This is a genomic window from Microbacterium sp. SORGH_AS_0862 (genome assembly GCF_030818795.1).
In the GTDB taxonomy this organism is placed as follows: domain Bacteria; phylum Actinomycetota; class Actinomycetes; order Actinomycetales; family Microbacteriaceae; genus Microbacterium.
This window is the reverse complement of the sequence record NZ_JAUTAY010000001.1, coordinates 2,545,083-2,568,298: the sequence shown is the minus strand read 5'-3', so window position 1 is coordinate 2,568,298 and position 23,216 is coordinate 2,545,083. Positions and strand designations below refer to the sequence as shown.

Here is a 23,216-nt window from a genome sequence, read left to right as displayed (position 1 = left end):
CGCCTTTCGTCAGCTGGCGAGGACCTCTTCGAGCAGGACGCTGGCCTTCTCCTCGTCCGTCTTCTCGGCGAGCGCGAGCTCGGAGACGAGGATCTGCTTGGCCTTGGCGAGCATGCGCTTCTCACCCGCGGACAGACCACGGTCCTGATCGCGGCGCCACAGGTCGCGGACGACCTCGCTGACCTTGATCACATCGCCCGAAGCGAGCTTCTCGAGGTTCGCCTTGTAGCGGCGCGACCAGTTGGTCGGCTCCTCGGTGAACGGAGCACGCAGGACCTCGAAGACACGCTCGAGACCGTCCTTGCCGATCACGTCGCGCACGCCCACGAGGTCGACGTTGTCAGCCGGAACCTCGATGACCAGATCGCCTTGGGTGACGTTGAGCTTCAAGTACTTCTTGGTCTCGCCCTTGATGACGCGTTCCTTGACCTCGATGATGGTCGCGGCACCGTGGTGCGGATAGACGACCGTTTCGCCAACCTCAAAAAGCATGGAGTTATGTCCTTTCGGCAACGACCAGGATACCACAGGGCCGAATGCGCTAGGGTTCGCGCCCTCACACCCCACCTCATCGTCCCCGCGCGTACGCGGCCGCGCGCAGGTGCGCGCGCACCCCGCGCGCACCCCACTCCCGTCACTGCCCGAGCCCCGTCACTGCCCGAGTTGCGTCGCATATGCGCAGATGCCACACCTTTGCGCACATGCGCCTGCCATTGTCTGTCGCGGATGCGGAGAAGTGTGGCGCGATCGCGGTAGCGAGACGGTGCACGCAAAGCGGCGCGGGATGCTGCGACATGTGCACGACCGGCGGGGCTGGTGGAGGCCCCTGAGACACGTGAGGCCGGGTGGGGCAAGCGGGTCGTGCATACGTCGCGCGCCGGGGAGCGCACGCACGGCTGACATGCGTGAATCCCGGCCGAGGGCCGCGCGAGAGCGGCGGAACAGGACGGACGGACCGGACCCCGTAGAATGCTGGAGAAGCCGTCTGCAACCGGGAGGAACCGTGAAAACGCGCCTGATCGCGTCCGTCGTCGTGGCGGCTGCTGTCGCACTGGGAACGAGCGGCTGCGCCATGCTCTCGCCGCAGAGCACGACGATCCAGTACTCCCCCGCCGATGGACTCAACGTTCCGGCTTCGAGCGGTCCGCTCGCCGTGCGCAACGCGCTCATCGTGGCCAACGACGAGGGCACCGAGGGCAACTTCGTCGCCGCGATCGTGAACGAGAGCGACTCCTCGCAGGTGCTCAACCTCGAGGTCGGCGAGAACGCGGTGAAGCTAACCGTGCGCGTGCCCGCCGGCGACACCTTGAGCCTGGGCACGGAGGACACCGATCCGCTGCTCATCGAGGACCTCGACGCCCGCCCCGGCTCGACCGTGCCCATCTTCTTCCAGTCCGGTGACGGCGAGGGGGCCCGCGTGGAGATCCCCGTCCTCAACGGCGACCTCGACTATCTGACGCCGCTCGCTCCCTGAGCGCCGCGCACACGAAAGGGCGGGACACCTCCGGGTGCCCCGCCCTTCGTCTTCGTCTCAGGCCTCGAACCGATAACCCAGTCCGCGGACGGTCACGAGCATGACCGGATCGCTCGGGTTCTGCTCGATGCGCGAGCGGATGCGCTTGATGTGCACGTCGAGGGTCTTCGTGTCACCGAAGTAGTCGGTGCCCCACACACGGTCGATGAGCTGCCCCCGGGTCAGCACGCGACCGGCGTTGCGCATCAGGACCTCGAGAAGCTCGAACTCCTTGAGCGGCATGTTGATCTCCTCGCCGCCCACGGTCACGGTGTGGCGGTCGATGTCCAGCGTCACCCGTCCGCCCTGGAGGACGCGTTCGTCGAGGTCGGCCTCCACCTGCGCGAAGCGGCGCAGCACCGCCCGCATCCGCGCCAGGAGCTCGCGGGCCGAGTACGGCTTGGTGACGTAGTCATCGGCGCCGAGTTCCAGCCCCACGACGATGTCGACCTCGCTGTCCTTGGCGGTCAGCATGATGATCGGCACGGACGAGACGGTGCGAATCTGTCGGCACACCTCGGTGCCGGGCATGCCGGGCAGCATGAGGTCGAGCAGCACGATGTCGGCTCCGCGTTCACGGAACGCGGACAGCGCGACGGCGCCGTCTTCGGCGATCTCGACCTCGAACCCCTCCCTGCGAAGCAGGTAGGCGAGCGGGTCGGCGAGGTCGGGCTCGTCCTCGACGATCAGGACGCGGGTCATTCGGTGACTCCGTTCGGGTTCGGTGCCGCGGCCGTGGACGCGGCGGGGGTCTTCTTGGTCTTCTTGGGGCGACGCCGGCCGCGGGGCGTCACTGCCTCGAGGTCATCCGGCGGCGTCGCGATCGGAAGTTGGATGGTGAAGGTCGAGCCGCGTCCGACGCGCGACCACACTCGCACCTCGCCGCCGTGCCGCTGAACGGCGTGCTTCACGATCGACAGCCCCAGCCCCGTGCCGCCGGTGCGGCGAGAGCGTGCCTGGTCCGAGCGGAAGAAGCGCTCGAAGACGCGTTGCTGATCGGCCTCGGAGATGCCGATGCCGCGGTCGGTGACCGCGATCTCCACGGAGTTGTGCACCTGCTTCACCCCGATGCCGACGCTCGATCCGCTGGGCGAGTACGCGATCGCGTTGGCCACCAGGTTGCCGAGCGCCTCGGTGAGGATCTGCGTGTCGCCGCGCACGTACAGGCCTCGCGTGCCGCCGCGCACGACGGTCACCCCGGCGGAGCCTGCGGCGAGCGCGTGCGCCTCGCAGGCGGCCGTGACGACGGAATCCACCGAGACGTCGCCGACCTCGGCGAGCTCGTCCGCGGACTGCAGCCGGGAGAGGTTCATGACGCGGGACGTGAGGGAGGCCAGTCGCTGCGCCTCGGCACTTAGACGAGCGGCGAAGATGCGTACCTGCGCGGGGTCGTCCGCCGCCGACTCGATCGCCTCCGCGAGCAGACTGACCGCCCCCACGGGCGTCTTCAACTCGTGGGAGGTGTTCGCGACGAAGTCGCGACGCATCTGCTCGACCCGCTCGCGCTCGGTGATGTCTCGGATGACGATGAGTACGAGCTTCGGCGAGATGGTCGTCGCGCGGGCCGAGACGAGACGGGGCTCCGCGGGAGAGGAGGATCGGCGCAGCGTCAGACTCGCGGTGCTGATTCCCCCTGAGCGCACCGCGCGCGCGAGCTCGCGGATGCGATCGTCGGGCACGACCTCGTCGACGTGGATACCGAACGCTTCGGCGGATGCGGATGCGGCGCGCACCGTTCCTGACCCGTCCACCACGAGCGCACTGTCGTCCATCGCGGCCAGGACGTCCGGGACGCCCTCCGGAACGGCCGTCGAGTTGCGCGCCTCGACGCGGGCCCGCGCCCGCATCGCGCCGATGATCAGGAGGGTGATCGACGCCCCGAGGACGACGCCCATGACCAGGGCCAGCAGCGCGAGCTGCGACGAGTTCATGGCTCCAGCGTAAATGGATGCTGAACCCGCACCCTGTCTCAGGCGCCTCCCGAGGCGGTACCGCAGGTAACATTCACTCCCGCGGCACCGTTCGTTAACCTTCGACGGCGAGAATCGCCCGGGCCCGTCCCGTGCCGCCCACGATCACCCCAGGAAGGTGCCTGTTTCATGCGCGAGGTTTTCCAGCAGTCCCTCGACGAGGTCCGTGTCCGGCTCGTCGAGATCTCCGAGCTCGTCACCGAGGCCATCGAGAAGGCGACCAGGGCGTTCGGTACGAGCAATGTCGCGCTCGCGGAGGAGGTCATCGACAACGACTCGGTGATCGATGACAAGGCGATCGAGCTCGACGAGCTGGCCATCGACATCCTGGCGCGCCAGCAGCCCGTGGCGAGCGACCTGCGCACGGTCGTCTCGGCGCTGCGCATCAGCGCCTCGCTCGAGCGCATGGGCGACATCGCCGAGCACATCGCGCAGCTGACCCGCATGCGCTTCCCCGACCGCGCCATCCCGAAGGGTCTGAAGGGCACCTTCACGAAGATGGGCGAGATCGACGTCGACGTGGCGCGCAAGCTGACCGAGCTGCTGCGCACGCGCGACCTGGATCTGGCCGAGCAGCTGCGCAATGAGGATGACAAGCTCGACGAGCTGCACGTCAGCGTCTTCGAGAAGGTGCTCAGCGAGTCCTGGCAGGGCGAGGCGGCCGCGACCGTCGATGCGACGCTGGCCAGCCGCTACCACGAGCGTTTCGGCGACCACGCGGTCTCGGTCGCGAAGAAGATCGTCTACCTGGCGACGGGCGACTGGGCCCCGCAGCCCGAGGGCGAACCTCAGATCTGACCCGGCTCACACACGGGAAGGGCCCGGATGCATCGCGCATCCGGGCCCTTCCCGTGTCGGCTTACTTGCCCTGGTTGGCGACGGCGGCAGCGCCCGCCGCAGCCGCCTCGGGGTCGAGGTACTCGCCCTTGCCCAGCGCCTGCAGGTTCTCGTCGAGGCGGTACACCAGCGGGATGCCCGTGGGGATGTTCAGCTCGGCGATGTCGTCGTCGCTGATTCCCTCGAGGTGCTTCACGAGGCCGCGCAGCGAGTTGCCGTGGGCGGCGACGAGCACCGTCTTACCCGCGGTGAGGTCGGGGACGATCGACTCGCTCCAGTACGGAAGGAGCCGGTCGATCACGAGCTTGAGCGACTCGGTGCGCGGCACCTCGCCGTCGATCCCGACGTAGCGCGGGTCGCTCACCTGGCTGAACTCGGATGCGTCATCGAGCGGCGGCGGCGGAACGTCGAACGAACGACGCCACAGCATGAACTGCTCCTGGCCGAACTCGGCGAGGGTCTCGGCCTTGTCCTTGCCCTGCAGCGCGCCGTAGTGCCGCTCGTTGAGGCGCCACGTGCGCTTGACGGGGATCCACAGGCGGTCGGCGGCGTCGAGCGCGAGGTTGGCGGTCTGGATCGCGCGGCTCAGCAGCGACGTGTGGACGACGTCGGGCAGCAGGCCTGCCTCGGCGAGCAGCTCGCCGCCGCGGGCGGCCTCGGCCTTGCCCTGGTCGGTCAGGCGCACGTCGACCCATCCGGTGAAGAGGTTGAGCTCGTTCCACTGGCTTTGGCCGTGGCGCAGCAGGATCAGGGTGTGAGGGGTGGTCATGAGCCCATGATATCGACCGCGACGCTGGCATCATGGGGCCATGAGTCCTACGCCTTCGGGTCGCATCACCCGGGGCACGACGGGCACGAACCGCCTCCGCCGGGTGGACAGGTGGATCGCCCGCCACCGCGCGCTTCGGACAGCGGAACCGGAACCGCTCGTGGTGGATCTCGGCTTCGGCGCGAGCGGCGTCACCGCGCTGGAGCTCGAGGCGCGGCTGCACCGCATCCGCCCCGATGTGCGCGTGTACGGGCTCGAGATCGATCCCGCACGCGTGGCACGTGCTCGGGCACAGCTCGATGCGGTGCGCGACGAGGCGACGACCTTCCGTCCCGACGCGCGGGTCTCATTCGCCCGCGGCGGCTTCGAGATCCCGCTTCCGGACCGGCCGCGCATCATCCGCGCGTTCAACGTGCTCCGTCAGTACGACGAGGACGAGGTACCGGCGGCGTGGGAGCGCATGACGGCGCGCTTGGATGCGGGCGGCATGCTCGTCGAGGGGACGTGCGACGAGCTCGGCCGGATCAGCACCTGGATCGAGATCGGTTCCGACGGCATCCCGCGCACACTGACGATCTCGCTGCGGCTGACCGGTCTGGAGCTCCCCTCGATCGCGGCCGAGCGTCTGCCGAAGGCGCTGATCCACCGCAACGTGCCCGGCGAGGGCGTGCACGAGCTGCTGCGCGCGCTGGATGTCGAGTGGACACGCGCGGCGCCGCTCGCGACGTTCTCCCCCGCGCAGCGGTGGCAGGCGGCGCTCTCGGCGCTCGAGGCAAGCGGCTGGCCCCTCCGGCAGCGTTCGCGGTGGCGCCTGGGCGAGCTGACGGTGCCGTGGGAGCGGGTGGCGCCCCGCTGAGAGACGGCGCCTCAGATGCGGGGCATGGCGGCCCGCGCCTCGTCTTCGCCGAGGCCAGTCGCCACGAGCAGATCGACCGCGAACGGTCGCAGGGCGGAGATGACGCTGTGCTCGCCGGCGGAGGCGCCCGGCGCCAGCTGCGCCGGGTCCAGGTGGCGCGCGACGGCCCGCGCAGCCTCGCGCGCGGGGATCTGCTGCGCGATGTCGTCGAGCGATTCCCCCACGAGCGCGAGAGCCCGCGCCAGGGACCTCAGCAGGTCGGCGGGGATGGGGCGGGGCACGCCGTCATCGATGAGGTAGCCGGATCGACGCGCCACGACGCGGAGGTTGCGCACCGCGAGGTCCGTGGCCGCCATGACGCGGCGGTATCGGTCGAGCTCCGCGCGGCGTCTCCGTAGGAACGGGGAGATACGCGCGACCGCGACGGCCGAATCGAGCGACTCCTGCCAGGCCCGCACGAGCGGGTCGAGCGCGCGGGCCTTCTCCAGCGCACGCTCGGCGCGCGAGCGGTCGCCGTCCTCGAGCGCACGGATGAGGGTCGCGGTCGCGTCATCGATCGCGGCGAAGAGGGCCCTCGCCTCCCGCAGCACCTCCGCACGAGGATTCCGGGGCACGAGGGCTGTCACCAGGAGCGCCGCGACGCCGCCGACCGCGCCGTCCGCCAGCCGGCTCCACGACGCCTCCGTCGGCGCCATCGGGAACAGCAGCACGATGAGCCCCTGGATCGCCGCCGCGATGGCGAAGCCGGGCTGCGGCGAGAGCGCCCTGGCCACGAACACGACGACCGCGAGGGTGATGCCCAGCTGCCACCAGCCGGGGCCGACCAGGCGCAGGAGGATCTCGGAGATGACGATGCCCAGCAGCATCCCGCCCACCGTCTCGGCCACGCGCCGTGGTCGGGCGTCGCGCACGAGGCCGAGGCTCGACACCGCCACCGTGCCGGCGAGCACGGGCGCCGAGTGCCCGAGGACGAACAGCGAGAAGACGTAGGCGCCCATCGCCGCCACCGTCAGCTGGGCGATGGCGGGCAGATCCGTCACGGCACGGGAGAGCGCGGGTCTCGGATCGAAGCGCTCTCGCAGCCGCGTCGACACGCTCGTGGTGTCGGCGCCGCCCGGGGGCACCGTCACCGCCGGCGCGAGAGTCGGGGCAAGCGCGGCACGCCGGCGCTGGCGCCCGCATCCGGCGGCACGACGGTGGTGACGGATGCGGCGACGTCGCCGTCCGCGGTGTGCACCACGACGTCGGCGTCGGTGTCGGCCGTGCGTTTGACGACGGCCAGTGCGATCGGACCGTCCTCGAAGTGACGGGCGGCAGAGGTGATGCGACCGATCTCGACATCGCCGACGGCGACCGCATCGCCGCGCGAGGGCAGGGATTCGGCACTGCCGTCGAGGTGCAGGCTGACCAGACGACGCGGCGGGTGACCGAGGTTGTGCACCTTCGCCACCGTCTCCTGCCCGCGGTAGCAGCCCTTGTCGAGATGCACGGCGGTGCGGAGCCAGTCGAGCTCGTGCGGGATCGTGCGCTCGTCGACCTCCTCCGCGAAGCGGGGACGCCACGCGGCGACGCGAAGTGCCTCGACCGCGAGCTCACCCGCGAAGCCGATCTCGCCGGATGCGGCCAGCTGCGCCAGCCGCGACGCCTCGGCGGCATCCACGAGTGCTTCGTTCCAGCTGCGCTCTGTGCCGGGATGCTCCTCGATGGGACCGTACGCGGCGCCGCCGACGGCGACCCCGGGCCACGGATCGCGCCAGACGAGAGGCGTCTCGCCGACGACGAGCGGACGGATGAGGGCGAGCCCCGCATCCGTGGCCCCCACGACCGCGACCTCGGCCGAGGCCTCGCGGACCTCGACGCGCAGCCGGAAGCGCATGCGGCCCAGCCAGGTCGCGAGGGCGGGCACGTCACCCGCATCCGCGATGAGCCAGGTCGTCTCGCCGTCGTCCAGCACGGCCGCCGCGTGCTCCACGCGTCCCTGCGGATCGAGCACCAGGAGTTCGGTCGACACCCCGGGCTCCAGCCGCGCGAGCGCCTGGGTCGTGATCGAATCGAGCCAGCTCAACCGGTCGACACCCGTGACGGCGATGACGCCGCGGCCGCCGCGGGGCGCGACGGCCCTGCCGCGCACCAGCGCACGCTGTTCGCGCATCGGATCGCCGACGTGCAGCAGCACATCGCCGTCGGTGATCGCGCCGGCGGGCGAGGCGATCATCAGTCCACCTTCGCCAGGCGGGCGGATGCGTGCGAGCCGAGCTCGGATCCGAGGGCGGCGATGTCCCATGCCCAGAGCAGGTGCCCGTCGACCAGGCCGTACAGCCGCGTCGCGGCCGTGTAGGCCTTGGTCCCGGGCGCGGCGATGACCGCGTCGGTGGCGATGTCGATGCGCGGGCCGCGGATCTGGCCGAGGTAGAGCTCGCTGACGCCGTCGGCGTGCACGATGTTCGCCGCGATCTCGAAGCCGCCCTCGGCGGTGCGCAGTGCCTCGACGTCATCGGCCGTGCGCGCCGGCTCATCGGAGAGGGGTGGGAGCAGTCCCGGTCCGGGATCCCCGGGTCCCTGCGGTCGCACAACGCGCCAGAATCCCACCTCGGAGACGAGCAGGCGCCGCGATTCGCCCTCACCGAACCAGGCTGTGGCCGAGTAGTTGACGGCGTCGCCGCCGTCGTGGCTGAAGCTCACGCGGTGCGTGAACTCACCGGAGAAGTGGTGATCGCCCGCCTCATAGTCGATCACGCCGGTCCCCTCCCAGACTCCGAGGAGCCACGAGAGGGGTGCGAGGTCGGCGGGCAGATCGGTGGGGAGCTCGATCATCGCCCGCTCCGTCAGCGCTGGCCGCGGTAGAGGTTCCAGACCACGGCGCCCGAGACGAAGGCGATGGCGAGGGAGGCGAGCACGAGCAGGCCCACGAAGAACATTTCGAGCGCGACCAGGTCCATGCGCCCCATGGTAGCCCGTCCGCGACGGCGATGGGCTCAGCGCGAGCTGGCGATGAGCGACGAGAGCGCCACGGCGACGCTGATCACACCGAGCACGAGGAGGGCCCCGATGCTGCTGAGCGCCACGCGTTGGATGAAGCGCTGCACCCGCCCGTACGCCAGCTGGATGGCGAAGGCGAGGATGACGGATGCGGCGAGCGCCAGCGTCATCCATGTCGCGTGCCACGGCGACGGGACGAACAGCGCGACGGCGATGCCGACGACGGCCGCGAACACCCAGACGGCCACGATGCCGCCGAAGGGCCGACGTGGCGCCAGTTCCGGTGTCGTCATACGATCATTCTCACGCATGGGAGCGCGCGCTGCACGTCGTATGTCCCGGTGAGATCTGCGTGCCTCGCGGCTGCGCATAAGATGAGCACGACGCGGACCCCGCCCGGAGGGTGACTTTGGCACAGCTTCTCGTTCTGAGTTCCGCCGGTAGCGCGCCCGCGCTCCCGGCGCTGGAGCTGTTGAGCCATCGTGTCCGCCAGATCCCCGCGGAGCCCGCGCAGCTCGTGAACGCCCCGAACGCGGACGTCGTCTTCGTCGACGCGCGTCACGACCTCGTCGGCGCCAAGTCGCTCTGCAAGATCCTGACGACCACGGGACTCGACGCACCTCTCGTGCTCATCGTCACCGAAGGCGGGCTGACCGCGGTGTCCACCGACTGGGGCGTCGACGACGTGATCCTGGTCGGAGCCGGTCCTGCCGAGGTCGACGCCCGCATCCGACTCGCCGTCGGTCGCATGTCGAAGGAGCAGGTCTCGACCCGCATCCAGACCTCCGGTATCACGATCGACGAGTCCTCGTACTCGGCCAAAGTGCACGGCAAGCCGCTGGATCTGACCTACAAGGAGTTCCAGCTGCTGCACTTCTTCGCGACGCATCCGTCGCGAGTGTTCACGCGGGAGCAGCTGCTCAGCGAGGTGTGGGGTTACGACTACTTCGGCGGCACGCGCACGGTCGACGTGCACGTGCGGCGCCTGCGCGCGAAGCTCGGCGATCTCGAGCAGCTCATCGGCACCGTGCGCAACGTCGGCTACCGCTTCAACGTGTACGAAGAGGACCAGATCCCGGCTGCCGGGGAGCGCGCCGGATCCTGACCCTCGCGGAGTTCACACTCGTGTCACCTCTGGCTGCAAGGATGTGGGAATGATCTCCGACGTGATGCTCGATGCGGGCTTGGGCGATGCCGACGACGACGACTTCGACGTCACCGACGGCGGTGACACGGAGCTGCCCGAGGCGAGGTATCTCGATCGCGAGCTGAGCTGGCTGGCGTTCAACCAGCGTGTGCTGGAGCTCGCGGAGGACCCGGCCGTGCCGACGCTCGAGCGCGCGAACTTCCTCGCCATCTTCGGCAGCAACCTCGACGAGTTCTTCATGGTGCGCGTCGCGGGCCTCAAGCGCCGCATCATCACGGGCCTCGCGGTGCCGACGAACATCGGCCGCGCGGCGCAAGACGTCCTCGCCGACATCTCCCGCGAGGCGCACGCCCTCCAGCTGCGTCACGCCGAGGCATGGCAACAGCTCGTGCGCCCCGCCCTGGCGAGCTCCGGCATCGAGGTGATCGGCTGGAGCGACCTCGATGAAGACGACCGCGCGCGCCTGTCCGACTACTTCCAGTCGCAGGTGTTCCCCGTGCTCATGCCGCTCGCGGTCGACCCCGCTCACCCCTTCCCCTACATCTCCGGTCTGTCACTGAACCTGGCGATCCGCATCCGCAACGCGAAGACCGGCCGGCAGGAGTTCGCGCGCCTGAAGGTGCCGCCCATGCTCCCTCGGTTCGTCGAGGTCTCGCGCGACGGCGAGCGGGTGCGCTACCTCGCGCTCGAAGATCTGATCGCCAACCACCTCTCCGACCTGTTCCCGGGCATGGAGATCCTCGACCACCACGCGTTCCGTCTCACGCGCAACGAAGACATGGTGATCGAGGAGGACGAGACCGAGAATCTCATCCAGGCGCTCGAGGCCGAGCTCATGCGTCGGCGCTTCGGCCCGCCCATCCGCCTCGAGATCACCGACGACATGGACGAGCTCACCCTCGACCTGCTGATCAAGGAGCTCGACATCACCGAGCAGGAGGTCTATCGCCTCCCCGGGCCGCTGGATCTGCGGGGGCTCTTCGACCTCTCGCGCATCGACCGCCCCGACCTGCACTACCCGCCGCACGTTCCCACGACGGCGCTGGCGTTCCAGCCGGGAGACAACAACGAGCGCGCCGACATCTTCGCCGCCATCCGCAAGGGCGACGTGCTGGTGCACCACCCCTACGAGTCCTTCGCCACCAGCGTGCAGGCCTTCCTCGAGCAGGCGGCGAAAGACCCGCACGTGCTCGCGATCAAGCAGACCCTGTATCGCACCTCGGGTGACAGCCCGATCGTGCAGGCGCTGATCGACGCCGCCGAGGCGGGCAAGCAGGTGCTGGCCCTCGTCGAGGTCAAGGCACGCTTCGACGAGGCGAACAACATCGTCTGGGCCCGCAAGCTCGAAAAGGCCGGTGTGCACGTCGTCTACGGCCTCGTCGGACTGAAGACGCACTGCAAGCTCGCCCTCGTGATCCGCGAGGAGAACGGCGTGCTGCGCAGCTACTGCCACGTGGGCACCGGCAACTACAACCCGAAGACCAGCCGCATCTACGAGGACTTCGGCCTGTTCACCGCGAGCGACGAGGTCGGCCGCGACCTCACCCGCCTGTTCAACGAGCTGAGCGGATACGCGATCGAGAAGAAGTTCAAGCGTCTGCTCGTCGCCCCGCTGCACCTGCGCAAAGGTCTGGTCCGTCTCATCGAGCGCGAGCGCAAGCACGCCCTCGACGGCAAGAGCTCCGGCATCCGTATCAAGGTCAACTCGATGGTCGACGAGCAGATCATCGACGCGCTCTACCGGGCGAGCCGCGCCGGGGTGCCGGTCGAGGTGTGGGTGCGCGGCATCTGCAGCATCCGGCCCGGCGTCGAAGGGCTGAGCGAGAACATCACGGTGCGCTCGATCCTCGGCCGCTACCTCGAGCACTCGCGGATCTTCGCGTTCGACAACGACGGCGACCCCGAGACGTTCATCGGCTCGGCAGACATGATGCACCGCAACCTCGACCGCCGCGTCGAGGCGCTGGTTCGCATCACCGCGCCCGCGCAGATCGCCGAGCTGAGCGATCTGTTCTCCCTCGCGATGAGTGACGCCACCAGCTCCTGGTGGCTCGAGGGCGACGGCACGTGGACGCGGCACTCGACCGACGCCGAGGGCAAGGCCCTCGTCGACCTGCAGGACAAGACGATGTTCCAGGTGCAACGGCGTCGGCGTTCGAGGGCGGTTCGATGACGCACACCGCCGTCTATGCCGCGGGCGGAATCGTCTGGCGCCGGGTCGAGGACAAGCTGAAGATCCTCCTCATCCACCGCACCCGGTACCGCGACGTCACCCTTCCGAAGGGGAAGGTCGACCCGGGCGAGGCGCTGGTGGAGACCGCCGTGCGCGAGATCTTCGAGGAGACCGGCATCGCCGTCTCCCTCGGACTTCCGGTGGGCGTCTCCCGCTACACGCTGCCGAGCCGGCGCGAGAAGATCGTGCACTACTGGTCGGCGGAGGCCACCGATGCCGCCATCCGCGCGTCCGCGTTCGTGCCGAACAAGGAGATCGCCGCCATCGAATGGGTGAGCCCGCGGAAGACGCTCACCTACCTGAGCTACCCCGTCGACGTCGAGATCGTTGAGAACTTCCTGCGGTTCGTCGACGACGGCGTTCTGGAGACGTTCCCGATCGTCGTGCTGCGCCACGCGAAGGCCACGCCGCGCGACGAGTGGTCGGGCTCCGATGCGTCCCGTCCCCTCACCGCGCGCGGGCGCAAGCAGGCGGAGGCGATCGTCGGACCGCTCAGCGCGTTCGGCATCCGTCGGATCGTGTCGTCGGATGCGGTCCGCTGCACCGAGACGGTGGCTCCGCTGTCCGCCGCCCTCGGTCGGTCGGTCAAGACGAGCGAGCTCATCAGCCAGGATGCGTGGGAGGAGGGGCGTTCCGACGCCCGCACCGTCGTCGGCAAGCGGGTGCGCTCACGCAAGCCGGCCGTGGTGTGCAGCCACGGACCCGTCCTGCCCGACATCCTGCACGAGCTGGCTCTCGCGACCGGCACGCTGCGCGGCTCGTATCTCGGCAGCGCGTCCGCGCTGGAGGTCGGCGGATTCTCGGTGGTGCACCTGTCGCGCACGAACCCCGGTTCCGGCATCGCCGCGATCGAGACGCATCTGCCGAAGGTCTGACACATGCCGCACGCGATCCGCGTGGTCTGGACGACGCGGGACGGCGCCGAACGACGAACGGCTGCCGCCCGGCTCGTCCGCGACGCCACGGGGCGCACACTCCGGCACGGACCATGCTCCCGGTGCGGCGGTGATCACGGGCGGCCCCGCCTCGAGGGAGGCGGCTCCGTCTCCCTCGCCTACGCGGGCGATCTGGTGGTCGCGGCGCTGGCAGAGGACGGTGACATCGGCGTCGACGTCGAGCAGGGCGCCGCATCCTCACCGGCGCGGCTCGATCGGCTCGCTCCCGGCGCAACCCTGCGGGACTGGACGCGGTTCGAGGCCGCGACCAAGGCGGTCGGGGCGGATCTCCGCGACGGCGTCCGGCTGCCTGTCGTCGCCGAAGGCGTGAACTGGATGGCGGTCCTCGCGGGTCGCGCGGTGCACGGCCGCGACGACGACGCCCCCGCGGGCTTCGTGATCAGCGTCGCGCGAGCCGCGGCAACGGAACCCGATCGATCCACGAACTGAGCACCTCTGCCGAGGCATCGTCGAGCAGGCCGCGGAAGTCATCGGTGACGACCAGACCGTGCCGGTGGGCTGCGGTCCAGGCGCGGAGCAGATCGAAGAACGCGCCGTCGCCCAGGTGCAGCCGCAGAGCATGCAGGGCGAGAGCGCCGCGTTTGTAGACCCGGTCGTCGAACAGCAGGGCCGCACCCGGATCGGCGATCACCAGGTCCTGCGGCTCATCCGCGAGCTGCCGCAGATGGGCACGCGCGCAGGCGTCGGCATCCGGTCCGCCCGATGCCTCCGACCACAGCCACTCGGCATAGCAGGCGAAGCCCTCGTTGAGCCAGATGTCCTGCCAGCGCGCGATGCCGACGCTGTTTCCGAACCACTGGTGAGCGAGCTCGTGCGCCACCAGTCGCTCGCTCGCCGCATCCAGATGGTTCGCGCCGAACACCGCCATACCCTGCGACTCGAGCGGGATCTCGAGATCGTCGGCGGTCACGACGACGCGGTACTGGCTCTGCGGATACGGCCCGAACCGCTCGGCGAACGCCGCGATCATCCGCGGGAGGTCGGCGAACGACGCGGCGGCCGGCGCCCGCAGTGCTGTCGGCGCCCACAGCTCGACCGGCACCGGGGCGTCGATCACGGTGCGCCCGTAGCGACCGATCTGCACCGCCGCCAGATACGTCGCGGTGGGCACGTCGCAGACGTACTCCGTGATCCGACGGCGCCCCTGCACCTGATCGAGGATGCGGGTGCCCACCGCGACGGCGGTGTACTCGCGGTCGGTGGCGATCCTCATCCGCATCCGGGCGCGGTCGTCGGGACGGTCGTTGCAGGGGAACCAGGTCGACGCCCCCGTCGGCTGATTCGCCACGAGGGCTCCGTCGGTCAGCTCCTCCCAGCCGATCGTGCCCCACGGCGAACGGCGCGGCGCGGGCGAGCCGTCGTAGCGCACCTCGATCGTGAACGCCTCCCCTGCCGCGACGTCACGACCGAATCCGATCTGCAGATGGTGCGCGCTCTGGCGCTGCACCGCCGGGCTCGCGCCGTCGACACGAACCCGGGTGACGCGCAGCCCGATGAGATCCAGAGACACGCCGCGCAGATCGGTCGACGCGGTCGCCACGATCGTGGCTGTGCCGCTCAGGCGGTTGGTGCGAACCCGGTAGTCGAGGTCGAGGTCGTAGGAGACGACGTCGTAGGTGACGTCGCCGCTGCGCGGGGCGTAGGCGTCGCCGGTCACGAGGTCGACTGGTACGCGCGCACCTTGACCGCACGCCAGGGGCCGATGGGATTACCGCTCCAGCGGGTGCCGACCGGAACCGCCTCGCCGCGCATCACGAGGGATGCGGGACCGACGGTCGCGTCGGCACCGATGACGGCCGCGGGCAGGATCACGCTGTGCGGACCCAGCGTCGCGCCGGGTTCGAGCTTTACGGTGTCCATGCTCATGATTCGATCATGGAACAGGTGGGTCTGCACGACGCAGCCCCGGTTGACCGTCGCTCCGTCGCCGAGCGTGACCAGATCCGGTTCGGGGAGCCAGTAGGAGTCGCACCAGACACCGGTGCCGATGCGCGCGCCCATCGCCCGCAGCCACACCGCCAGGGCCGGTGTGCCCACGGCGGCACGTGCGAACCACATCGCCGCCACCATTTCGGTGAACGTGTCGACGACCTCCGTGCGCCAGACGAAGCTCGACCACAGCGGCTTCTCGCCTGCCCGGATGGGGCCGACGATCGTCCACTTCGCGACCACGGTGACCGCTGCCGCGACGGCCCCCGCCGCGAGCATCACGATCCCCGACAGGAGGAGCGCCCCCAGCCAGCCGAGCCAGACCGTGAGTCCCGCGAGCGCGAACAGCACCGACAGCCCGATGGCGCAGGTCACGACCACGGGGACAAAGCGGCACAGCTCCCAGAGCGCCCGCGCGAGGCGCAGACCGGCCGTCGGACGGTAGGTGCGCGACTCATCCGCTTCGGTGACGGCGCGGCGCAGCCGCACCGCGGGCGAGCCCAGCCACGACGACCCCGGCTTCGCCTTGCGGGGCGCCGACGACAGCACCGCCACCAGCCCGTCACGAGGCACGCGATGCCCGGGCGCCGCCATGCCGGAGTTGCCGAGGAAGGCGCGCTTGCCGATGCGCACGGTGCCCAACCGCATCCACCCGGCGTGCAGCTCGTAGGAGGCGACCATCGTGTCGTCGGCGAGGAAGGCGCCATCCTCGATCCGGGCGAGCGACGGCAGCAGCAGCACCGTCGACGCCTCGACGTCGCGGCCGACGCGGGCGCCCAGCATCCGGAGCCAGACGGGAGTGAACAGGCTCGAGTAGAGCGGGAAGAGGATGGTGCGCGACGCGTCCAGAAGGCGCTCGATCGTCCACGCCTGCCACGCCACCCGGCTGCGCACGGGATACGTGCCCTCCACGAGTCCGATCGAGAGCAGGCGCACCGCGACCACCACGACGCCGGCGAGCACGAGACCGCACACCAGCACGGCCGGCACGAGCCACGACGCCGCCGCACCGAATGCGGCGGACAACGACGGGGCACCCTGCACTCCGGCGGCCAGCACGACCGCGCCGCAGAGGATCGCGAACACCGGGAGCACGGCGAGCGCCAGCGCCGACGCGCCGTACGCCCACATCCAGCGGTGCGGAGTGGGGGGCCGCTCGGTGGGCCAGTCCTTCGCGACCGCGCCCACGCGGACCGCAGGCGATCCCGCCCAGGTCTGCGCCGCCCGCACCCGCCCGAAGACGGCGGAGCCGGGGGCGATCTCCGCGCGCTGCCCGATGCGTGTGCCCGGAGCGAGGGTGCTGCGCGCGCCGATGGTCGCCGCGGCGCCGATGCGGATGGCGCCCACGCGCAGGAGGTCGCCGTCGATCCAGTAGCCGCGCAGATCCACCTCGGGCTCGATCGACGCACCGTCGCCCACCTCGAGCATCCCGGTGACGGGAGGCAGCGTGTGCAGATCGACGTCGCGGCCGATCCGGGCTCCCAGAGCCCGGGCGTAGTACGTGATCCAGGGGGCCCCGGCGAGACCGACCGCATCCACTTGGTCGGCGATCTGCTCCGCCAGCCACACCCGCAGATGCACCGCTCCCCCGCGCGGATAGTCCCCCGGTCGCAGCCCCGCGAGCAGGACACGCGCGGATGCGGCGGCGAGCGCCATCCGCCCGAACGGCGTCGCGAACATGAGCCACCCGACCACGAGCAGCCACACCGGCGCCGTCGGAAGGGCGCCGAAGCCGGGGAAGAGGTTGAGGACGGTGCCCGCGGTGAGGATGTAGAGCAGCCAACGCACGCCGGACAGGATGAACAACGGGGCACCCGCCAGCGTCTGCAGCCACTGCGTCGCGCGCGGCGTCGGTTCGGGGCGTCGGTACTCGCCGCTCTCAGCGTCGGGCAGGAAGGGTCCGAGCGCCTTCGCCATCGCCGACAGACGGGGCATGTCGTAGATGTCGGCGACGGCGAACTCCGGGACGCGCGCACGGATGCGGGACACGAGCTGCGCGGCGGCCAGTGAGCCGCCGCCGAGGTCGAAGAAGTCCGCCTTCCGCCCGGGGACCGCAACACCCAGTACCGCTTGCCACTGCTCCGCCAGCCACGCCTCGGCCGGATCGAGTCCCGACGGCGGCGCCTCCACGCCCGGCAGCGGCCACGGCAACCCGGCCCGGTCGACCTTGCCCGATGTCCGGACAGGCAGCTCGTCGACAACGGCGAGCAGCGGGACGATCGCCGCCGGGAGGCTCTCCGCCAGGCGGGCCCTCGCCTCGGCACGGTCGAGTTCGACCCCCGGCTCGAGAACGAGATAACCCACCAGGACAGCGACTCCCGCCTCGCTGTGCCGCACCGCCGCCGCGGCGGCGTGCACGCCCGGGAGCTCCTGCAGCGCGGACTCGACCTCGCCGAGTTCGATCCGCCGCCCCCCGACCTTCACCTGGTCGTCGGCCCGACCCTGGAACACGAGACCCGTGCTCTCGAAGCGGACCAGGTCACCCGAGCGGTAGGCGCGCTCCCACCCCAGCGAAGGCATGGGCGCGTACTTCTCCGCATCCTTCGCCGGATCGAGGTAGCGCGCCAGGCCGACGCCGCCGATGATCAGCTCGCCGATCTCACCCTCGCCCACACGCGCACCGTTGGCATCCACCACGGCGAGCATCCAGCCGTCCAGCGGCAGTCCGATCCGCACCGGGGCCGAGCCGTCCATGAGCGAGCCGCAGGCCACCACGGTCGCCTCAGTGGGCCCGTAGGTGTTCCACACCTCGCGACCCTCGGCCTGCAGGCGCGCGGCGAGTTCGGGCGGGCACGCCTCCCCGCCGAAGATGAGCAGCCGCACATTCTCGATGGCCTCCGCCGGCCACATCGCCGCCAGCGTCGGCACCGTCGAAACCGCGGTGATGCCCTGACGGATCAGCCACGGTGCGAGATCCTCCCCCGAACGAACGAGCGAGCGAGGAGCCGGGACGAGGCAGGCGCCGTGGCGCCAGGCCAACCACATCTCCTCGCAGGACGCGTCGAAGGCGACCGAGAGGCCCGCCAGCACCCGATCACCCGGGCCGAGGGGCGCATCCTGGAGGAACATGCGCGCCTCGGCATCCACGAAGGCCGCCGCCGACCGGTGACTCACCGCCACCCCCTTCGGTACCCCCGTGGAGCCGGAGGTGAAGATGATCCAGGCGTCGTCCTCCTCCGTCACGACCGGAACCGCGTCGAACGCGCGCGTCGACGGATGCGGGGCATCTCCGTCATTCAGCTCGACCGCAGTCGTCGACCCCTCCGACGCGACGTACACACCGCCGGCCCCGATGACCCCGGCCACGCGCGCCTCCCCGAACACGAGCCGTGCACGCTCGTCGGGGTCGTCCGCATCCACGGGGACGTACGCCGCTCCGGCGACGAGCACCCCGAGGATGGCGACGTACAGATCCTTCGACCCGGACGGCATGCGCACACCCACCCGGTCGCCGCGGCGGACGCCGGCGGAGATCAGGCGTGCAGCGGTGCGACTGACGTGGGCCATCAGCTCTGCGTAGCTCAAGGCTCCCGAACCGTCGTCGATCGCCGACGCCTCGGGATGGCGCCTGGCGCTCTCACGCAGGATGTCCACCAGGGTGCGAGGCGACGGCGCCTCAGCGGATCGGTCCAGAACGGCCTGCGAATCGGAGAGCATGCGCCGAAAGTAGGGAGCGCGGGTGAACGGATGGTGTCGCCACGCACCCGCGCGACCGCATCCGCCTCGCTTCGTTCACCTTCCGTTCACCCGCACAGCGGACGCTGGTAAACGCGCCTGCTTAGCGTCTTCGGCGAGCCCTGCACCGGGCCCGTAAACCCTGACACGTGAAGGATTTCACAGTGAAGATCACCCGCATCGCCCAGGTGGGCGCCATCGCCGCCATCGCGGCACTCGCGCTCGCCGGCTGCGCCGCGAACGAGGCGCCCGCCGGCACCGAGACCTCCGCCGGCTCCGAGTCGTCGCTGCCCACCGGCCTCTCCGGCACCCTGAACGGCTCCGGCGCCACGTCGCAGCAGGTCGCCATCCAGTCCTGGACGCAGCTGCTGCAGACGGCCAACGCCGACCTGACCGTCAACTACGACCCGCAGGGTTCGGGCACCGGCCGCGAGTCGTTCCAGTCGGGCGCCGTGCAGTTCGCCGGATCCGACCGCGCCTTCAAGAAGGACGAGATCACCGCCGGCCCGTTCAGCGCCTGCGCGCCCGACTCGGGCCTCGTTGAGATCCCGGCCTACGTGTCGCCGATCGCGATCATCTTCAACGTCGAGGGCGTCAAGGAGCTCAACCTCGACCCCGCCACGATCGCGGGCATCTTCGCCGGAACGATCACCAACTGGAACGACCCGGCCATCGCCGCGACCAACAAGGACGCGAAGCTGCCCGACCTGGCGATCACGCCCGTGCACCGCTCCGACAAGTCGGGCACGACCGGCAACTTCACCGACTACCTCTCCAAGACCGACGCCGCGGGCTGGACCTACGGCTCCGTCGAGGAGTGGCCGATCTCGGGCGGCGAGGCTGCCCAGGGCACCTCGGGCGTCGTGAACGCCGTCAAGGGCGGCAACGGCACGATCGGCTACGCCGACTCTTCGCAGGCCGCGGGCATCTCGTCGGTCGCCGTCAAGGTGGGCGACGACTTCGTCGCGCACTCCGCTGAGGGTGCGGCCACGGCCGTCGACGCGTCGCCGTTCGAGGACGGCCGCGGCGACAACGACCTCGCCATCACGATCGACCGCACCACGACCGAGGCCGGCGCCTACCCCGTCGTTCTCATCAGCTACCTGATCGGTTGCGAGAAGTACACCGACGCCGCTGCGGCGAAGCTCGTCCAGGGCTTCTTCACGACGGCGATCAGCGAGGAGGGCCAGGAGGCCGCCGCCAAGAACGCCGGCAGCGCCCCCATCTCCGACACGCTGCGCGAGCGCGCTCAGACGGCCATCGACGCCATCTCCTGACACGCACAGAGCGGCCCCGGGTTCATCCCCGGGGCCGCTCTGGCCCGTCCTGACCCGAACACGACGAGAAAGCGATAGATGACAGCCACCGCCGCGGGACCCACCCGCCCCGCTGCCAAACGGCGCCCGGGAGACATCTGGTTTCTCCGGCTCCGCTCTGGCCGCCGGCAGCATGATCCTGGTGACGCTCGCCGCCGTGGCGATCTTCCTCATCATCCAGTCGATCCCGGCTCTCGGAGCAGACGCCTCCCAGGCATCCCTCCTCTCCTCCAACTTCTGGGCGTATGTCGCACCGCTGCTGTTCGGCACGGTCTGGGCCGCATTCCTCGCCCTGCTGATGGCCGTCCCGCTGTCGCTGGGCGTCGCCCTCTTCATCACCCACTACGCACCGCGCCGTCTCGCGCAGGGTCTCGGCTACATCGTCGACCTGCTGGCCGCGGTGCCTTCCGTCGTCTTCGGCCTGTGGGGCATCCTCGTGCTCGCCCCCGCCGTGCAGCCGGTCTACTCGTGGCTCAGCGAGAACGCCGGGTGGTTCCCGCTCTTCTCCGGCGACGTCTCGGCCACGGGGCGCACCATCTTCACCGCCGGCATCGTGCTCGCCGTCATGGTGGTGCCGATCATCACGGCGATCTGCCGCGAAGTGTTCCTGCAGACGCCGAAGCTGCACGAAGAAGCCGCGCTCGCCCTCGGCGCGACCCGCTGGGAGATGATCCGGATGGCTGTGCTGCCCTTCGGTCGCTCCGGGATCGTGTCGGGTGCCATGCTCGGCCTCGGCCGTGCTCTGGGCGAGACCATGGCCGTGGCCATGGTGCTCTCGACCACGGGCGCCGTCACCTGGCAGCTGTTCACCTCTCAGAACCCCTCGACGATCGCCGCGAACATCGCGCTGACCTTCCCCGAGGCCTACGGCACGAACATCAACGTGCTCATCGCAACCGGCCTCATCCTGTTCATCGTGACCTTCGTGGTCAACGCCATCGCGCGCTGGATCGTCAGCCGCCGCAAGGAATTCTCGGGGGCGAACTGACATGACGATCACCGAATCCGCTGCACCCGCGCGCACCGCATCCGGCGCACAGCTGCGCGCAGGCCGCCTGGCCGGATGGTTCCCCTGGGTGTTGCTGGGCGCATCGCTCGCCGCGATGTTCGCCGTCTTCGCCATCCTCGGAACCGCGACCGGCGAGGGCGTGAACGTGGCGGGCTGGCTCGTGTCGGCAGCACTCGTCTATCTCGCGCTCATCACGGTCATCTCCACGATCGTCGAGGGCAGCCGCAAGGCCGTCGACCGCCTGGTCACCGGCATCGTCACGAGCGCGTTCCTCATCGCCATGGTGCCGCTCGTCTCCGTCGCGTTCACCGTCATCGCCAACGGTGTGGCCCGCTTCGATGCGACGTTCTTCTCCTCCTCGATGCGCAACGTCGTCGGTGAGGGCGGCGGGGTCGTCCACGCCGTCTGGGGAACGGTGCTCATCACGCTCGCCGCGGCGATCATCTCTATCCCGATCGGACTGCTCACCTCGATCTACCTCGTCGAGTACGGTCGTGGCCGACTCGCCCAGGCGATCACCTTCCTCGTCGACGTCATGACCGGCATCCCCTCGATCGTGGCGGGTCTGTTCGCCTATGCGCTGTTCGCGCTGTTCTTCGGGCCCGGCATCCGGATGGGCATCATGGGCGCCGTGGCCCTCGCCGTGCTGATGATCCCGGTCGTCGTGCGCTCGAGCGAAGAGATGCTGCGGCTCGTGCCGAACGAGCTGCGCGAGGCGTCGTATGCGCTCGGCGTCCCCAAGTGGCTCACGATCGTGAAGGTCGTGCTGCCGACCGCGATCGCGGGTATCACGACGGGTGTCATGCTCTCGATCTCCCGCGTCATCGGCGAGACCGCGCCGCTGCTGATCACGGCCGGCTTCACCGACTCGCTCAACTACAACCTGTTCGACGGCCGCATGCAGACGCTGCCGGTCTTCGTCTACACGCAGTACGCGAACCAGGGCATCCCGCCCGAGGCGTACTGGGATCGCGCCTGGGCCGCAGCGCTCACGCTGATCCTCATCGTCATGCTCCTCAACCTCGTCGCCCGGATCGTCGCGAAGGTCTTCGCGCCGAAGACCGGCCGCTGATCTCCCGAGAGAAAGAACCCCTTCGTGTCAAAGAGCATCGAAGTCAACGACCTCAACGTCTACTACGGCGACTTCCTCGCCGTCGAGGGCGTCGGCCTGCACATCCAGCCGCGCAGCGTCACGGCGTTCATCGGTCCGTCCGGATGCGGCAAGTCCACGTTCCTTCGCACCCTGAACCGCATGCACGAGGTCATCCCCGGCGCGCGTGTCGAGGGTGAGGTGCTGCTGGACGGCGAGAACCTCTACGGCCAGGGCGTCGACCCCGTGCTGGTGCGTCGCCAGATCGGCATGGTCTTCCAGCGCCCCAACCCGTTCCCCACGATGTCGATCCGCGAGAACGTGCTGGCCGGCGTCAAGCTGAACAACAAGCGCATCTCGAAGTCGGACGCGGATGCGCTCGTCGAGAAGTCGCTGCAGGGCGCCAACCTCTGGAATGAGGTCAAGGACCGCCTCGACAAGCCGGGCTCCGGCCTCTCGGGCGGTCAGCAGCAGCGTCTGTGCATCGCCCGCGCCATCGCCGTCTCGCCCGACGTGCTGCTGATGGACGAGCCGTGCTCGGCGCTCGACCCGATCTCGACGTACGCGATCGAGGAGCTGATCGACGAGCTCAAGAGCGAGTACACGATCGTGATCGTGACGCACAACATGCAGCAGGCGTCACGCGTCAGCGACAAGACCGCGTTCTTCAATATCGCCGGCACCGGCAAGCCGGGAAAGCTCATCGAGTACGACGACACCTCCACGATCTTCACGACGCCGAGCGTGCAGGCCACCGAGGACTACGTGTCCGGCCGCTTCGGTTGATCCGACGGCGCCCGGAAGGGGCGGTCGCGCTTCGGCGCGGCCGCCCCTTCCGCGTGTGGTGGTCTTCGGGGTGCCCAAGTTGCGTCGCATGTGCGCGGATGCGCCACTTCCCCGCATCCGCCACAGTTAATCACTGGCGCGGGTGCGTAAA

20 protein-coding genes and 1 pseudogene are annotated in these 23,216 nt (G+C 69.9%); 11 read left to right on the top strand and 10 right to left on the bottom strand.

The genetic code is table 11. The annotated features are described in order from the left end of the window. Positions 1-9 precede the first annotated feature (9 nt). Complete coding sequence (locus QE377_RS12470) at positions 10-492, bottom strand: CarD family transcriptional regulator (protein WP_137417676.1); 483 nt, start codon at positions 490-492, stop codon at positions 10-12. Positions 493-1,003: 511 nt separating this feature from the next. Here QE377_RS12470 and QE377_RS12465 point away from each other — a divergent pair. Continuing rightward, positions 1,004-1,474, top strand: coding sequence for a DNA modification methylase (locus QE377_RS12465; protein WP_307323610.1), 471 nt, complete (start codon positions 1,004-1,006; stop codon positions 1,472-1,474). A 57-nt stretch (positions 1,475-1,531) separates the two neighbouring features. Here the strand turns inward: QE377_RS12465 and QE377_RS12460 are convergent, their stop codons facing one another. Together QE377_RS12460 and QE377_RS12455 are read right to left on the bottom strand one after the other, a co-directional pair. Further along, positions 1,532-2,215: a response regulator transcription factor gene (locus QE377_RS12460; RefSeq protein WP_234074871.1), complete on the bottom strand. Its 684-nt coding sequence runs from the start codon at positions 2,213-2,215 to the stop codon at positions 1,532-1,534. Further along, the gene (locus QE377_RS12455) at positions 2,212-3,444 is read right to left on the bottom strand and encodes a cell wall metabolism sensor histidine kinase WalK (protein ID WP_307323606.1); all 1,233 of its coding nucleotides are present in this window, start codon (positions 3,442-3,444) and stop codon (positions 2,212-2,214) included. Before QE377_RS12455 ends, QE377_RS12460 begins: the two co-directional genes overlap by 4 nt. Positions 3,445-3,612: 168 nt before the next feature. Here QE377_RS12455 and phoU point away from each other — a divergent pair, with 168 nt between their 5' ends. Continuing rightward, positions 3,613-4,281 carry a phosphate signaling complex protein PhoU gene (gene phoU, locus QE377_RS12450; protein ID WP_307323604.1) on the top strand — a complete coding sequence of 223 codons (669 nt, stop codon included), beginning with the start codon at positions 3,613-3,615 and terminating at the stop codon, positions 4,279-4,281. A gap of 61 nt (positions 4,282-4,342) precedes the next feature. On the opposite strand, the gene QE377_RS12445 is transcribed toward phoU, so the two are convergent. Then, complete coding sequence (locus QE377_RS12445) at positions 4,343-5,089, bottom strand: phosphoglyceromutase (protein ID WP_307323602.1); 747 nt, start codon at positions 5,087-5,089, stop codon at positions 4,343-4,345. Positions 5,090-5,129: 40 nt separating this feature from the next. Between QE377_RS12445 and QE377_RS12440 the strand changes: the two genes are divergently transcribed. After that, a complete protein-coding gene (locus QE377_RS12440) occupies positions 5,130-5,945 on the top strand; it encodes a class I SAM-dependent methyltransferase (protein ID WP_307323601.1) in 816 nt (271 codons plus the stop codon). An 11-nt stretch (positions 5,946-5,956) separates the two neighbouring features. Here the strand turns inward: QE377_RS12440 and QE377_RS12435 are convergent, their stop codons facing one another. The 4 genes from QE377_RS12435 to QE377_RS12420 form a co-directional block, all read right to left on the bottom strand. Next, positions 5,957-7,075: an aromatic acid exporter family protein gene (locus QE377_RS12435; RefSeq protein WP_307323598.1), complete on the bottom strand. Its 1,119-nt coding sequence runs from the start codon at positions 7,073-7,075 to the stop codon at positions 5,957-5,959. Next, the gene (locus QE377_RS12430; protein ID WP_307323595.1) at positions 7,072-8,160 is read right to left on the bottom strand and encodes a folate-binding protein YgfZ; all 1,089 of its coding nucleotides are present in this window, start codon (positions 8,158-8,160) and stop codon (positions 7,072-7,074) included. Before QE377_RS12430 ends, QE377_RS12435 begins: the two co-directional genes overlap by 4 nt. Then, on the bottom strand, positions 8,160-8,759 hold the full coding sequence (locus tag QE377_RS12425) for an FABP family protein (RefSeq protein ID WP_307323592.1): 600 nt from the start codon (positions 8,757-8,759) through the stop codon (positions 8,160-8,162). The genes QE377_RS12430 and QE377_RS12425 overlap by 1 nt, the downstream gene beginning before the upstream one ends. A 161-nt stretch (positions 8,760-8,920) precedes the next feature. Continuing rightward, the gene (locus tag QE377_RS12420; RefSeq protein WP_307323589.1) at positions 8,921-9,217 is read right to left on the bottom strand and encodes a hypothetical protein; all 297 of its coding nucleotides are present in this window, start codon (positions 9,215-9,217) and stop codon (positions 8,921-8,923) included. 116 nt (positions 9,218-9,333) lie between these two features. On the opposite strand from QE377_RS12420, the gene QE377_RS12415 reads away from it, so the two are divergent. From QE377_RS12415 to QE377_RS12400, 4 genes are read left to right on the top strand one after another with little or no spacing between them, the layout of a single operon-like run. Beyond that, positions 9,334-10,029: a response regulator transcription factor gene (locus QE377_RS12415; protein WP_137417686.1), complete on the top strand. Its 696-nt coding sequence runs from the start codon at positions 9,334-9,336 to the stop codon at positions 10,027-10,029. 49 nt (positions 10,030-10,078) lie between these two features. After that, positions 10,079-12,244 (top strand): RNA degradosome polyphosphate kinase, encoded by a 2,166-nt coding sequence (locus tag QE377_RS12410; protein ID WP_307323583.1) that lies wholly within the window; start codon positions 10,079-10,081, stop codon positions 12,242-12,244. Continuing rightward, positions 12,241-13,179 carry an NUDIX domain-containing protein gene (locus QE377_RS12405; RefSeq protein ID WP_307323581.1) on the top strand — a complete coding sequence of 313 codons (939 nt, stop codon included), beginning with the start codon at positions 12,241-12,243 and terminating at the stop codon, positions 13,177-13,179. The genes QE377_RS12410 and QE377_RS12405 overlap by 4 nt, the downstream gene beginning before the upstream one ends. Before the next feature lie 3 nt (positions 13,180-13,182). Next, on the top strand, positions 13,183-13,689 hold the full coding sequence (locus QE377_RS12400; protein WP_307323578.1) for a 4'-phosphopantetheinyl transferase superfamily protein: 507 nt from the start codon (positions 13,183-13,185) through the stop codon (positions 13,687-13,689). Here QE377_RS12400 and QE377_RS12395 read toward each other — a convergent pair. Continuing rightward, positions 13,640-14,917 (bottom strand): M1 family metallopeptidase, encoded by a 1,278-nt coding sequence (locus QE377_RS12395; protein ID WP_307323575.1) that lies wholly within the window; start codon positions 14,915-14,917, stop codon positions 13,640-13,642. The genes QE377_RS12400 and QE377_RS12395 overlap by 50 nt on opposite strands. Further along, positions 14,914-18,846: a Pls/PosA family non-ribosomal peptide synthetase gene (locus tag QE377_RS12390; protein ID WP_307323573.1), complete on the bottom strand. Its 3,933-nt coding sequence runs from the start codon at positions 18,844-18,846 to the stop codon at positions 14,914-14,916. Before QE377_RS12390 ends, QE377_RS12395 begins: the two co-directional genes overlap by 4 nt. A 182-nt stretch (positions 18,847-19,028) precedes the next feature. Here QE377_RS12390 and pstS point away from each other — a divergent pair, with 182 nt between their 5' ends. The 4 genes and pseudogenes from pstS to pstB all read left to right on the top strand — a co-directional run bounded on the left by pstS (position 19,029) and on the right by pstB (position 23,065). Beyond that, positions 19,029-20,141, top strand: coding sequence for a phosphate ABC transporter substrate-binding protein PstS (pstS, locus tag QE377_RS12385; protein ID WP_307325999.1), 1,113 nt, complete (start codon positions 19,029-19,031; stop codon positions 20,139-20,141). Between the two features lie 78 nt (positions 20,142-20,219). Beyond that, positions 20,220-21,168: pseudogene (gene pstC / locus QE377_RS12380) on the top strand (phosphate ABC transporter permease subunit PstC). Between the two features lies 1 nt (position 21,169). Next, positions 21,170-22,261: a phosphate ABC transporter permease PstA gene (gene pstA / locus QE377_RS12375; RefSeq protein WP_307323570.1), complete on the top strand. Its 1,092-nt coding sequence runs from the start codon at positions 21,170-21,172 to the stop codon at positions 22,259-22,261. A gap of 24 nt (positions 22,262-22,285) precedes the next feature. Continuing rightward, positions 22,286-23,065: a phosphate ABC transporter ATP-binding protein PstB gene (gene pstB / locus QE377_RS12370; protein ID WP_137417695.1), complete on the top strand. Its 780-nt coding sequence runs from the start codon at positions 22,286-22,288 to the stop codon at positions 23,063-23,065. Positions 23,066-23,216: the final 151 nt, after the last annotated feature.

Coding starts and splice junctions, on each gene's coding strand:
- QE377_RS12470 (WP_137417676.1), bottom strand. CDS start 492: ATGCTTTTTGAGGTTGGCGAAACGGTCGTCTATCCGCACCACGGTGCC.
- QE377_RS12460 (WP_234074871.1), bottom strand. CDS start 2,215: ATGACCCGCGTCCTGATCGTCGAGGACGAGCCCGACCTCGCCGACCCG.
- QE377_RS12455 (WP_307323606.1), bottom strand. CDS start 3,444: ATGAACTCGTCGCAGCTCGCGCTGCTGGCCCTGGTCATGGGCGTCGTC.
- phoU (WP_307323604.1), top strand. CDS start 3,613: ATGCGCGAGGTTTTCCAGCAGTCCCTCGACGAGGTCCGTGTCCGGCTC.
- QE377_RS12445 (WP_307323602.1), bottom strand. CDS start 5,089: ATGACCACCCCTCACACCCTGATCCTGCTGCGCCACGGCCAAAGCCAG.
- QE377_RS12440 (WP_307323601.1), top strand. CDS start 5,130: ATGAGTCCTACGCCTTCGGGTCGCATCACCCGGGGCACGACGGGCACG.
- QE377_RS12430 (WP_307323595.1), bottom strand. CDS start 8,160: ATGATCGCCTCGCCCGCCGGCGCGATCACCGACGGCGATGTGCTGCTG.
- QE377_RS12425 (WP_307323592.1), bottom strand. CDS start 8,759: ATGATCGAGCTCCCCACCGATCTGCCCGCCGACCTCGCACCCCTCTCG.
- QE377_RS12420 (WP_307323589.1), bottom strand. CDS start 9,217: ATGACGACACCGGAACTGGCGCCACGTCGGCCCTTCGGCGGCATCGTG.
- QE377_RS12410 (WP_307323583.1), top strand. CDS start 10,079: ATGATCTCCGACGTGATGCTCGATGCGGGCTTGGGCGATGCCGACGAC.
- QE377_RS12405 (WP_307323581.1), top strand. CDS start 12,241: ATGACGCACACCGCCGTCTATGCCGCGGGCGGAATCGTCTGGCGCCGG.
- QE377_RS12400 (WP_307323578.1), top strand. CDS start 13,183: ATGCCGCACGCGATCCGCGTGGTCTGGACGACGCGGGACGGCGCCGAA.
- QE377_RS12390 (WP_307323573.1), bottom strand. CDS start 18,846: ATGCTCTCCGATTCGCAGGCCGTTCTGGACCGATCCGCTGAGGCGCCG.
- pstA (WP_307323570.1), top strand. CDS start 21,170: ATGACGATCACCGAATCCGCTGCACCCGCGCGCACCGCATCCGGCGCA.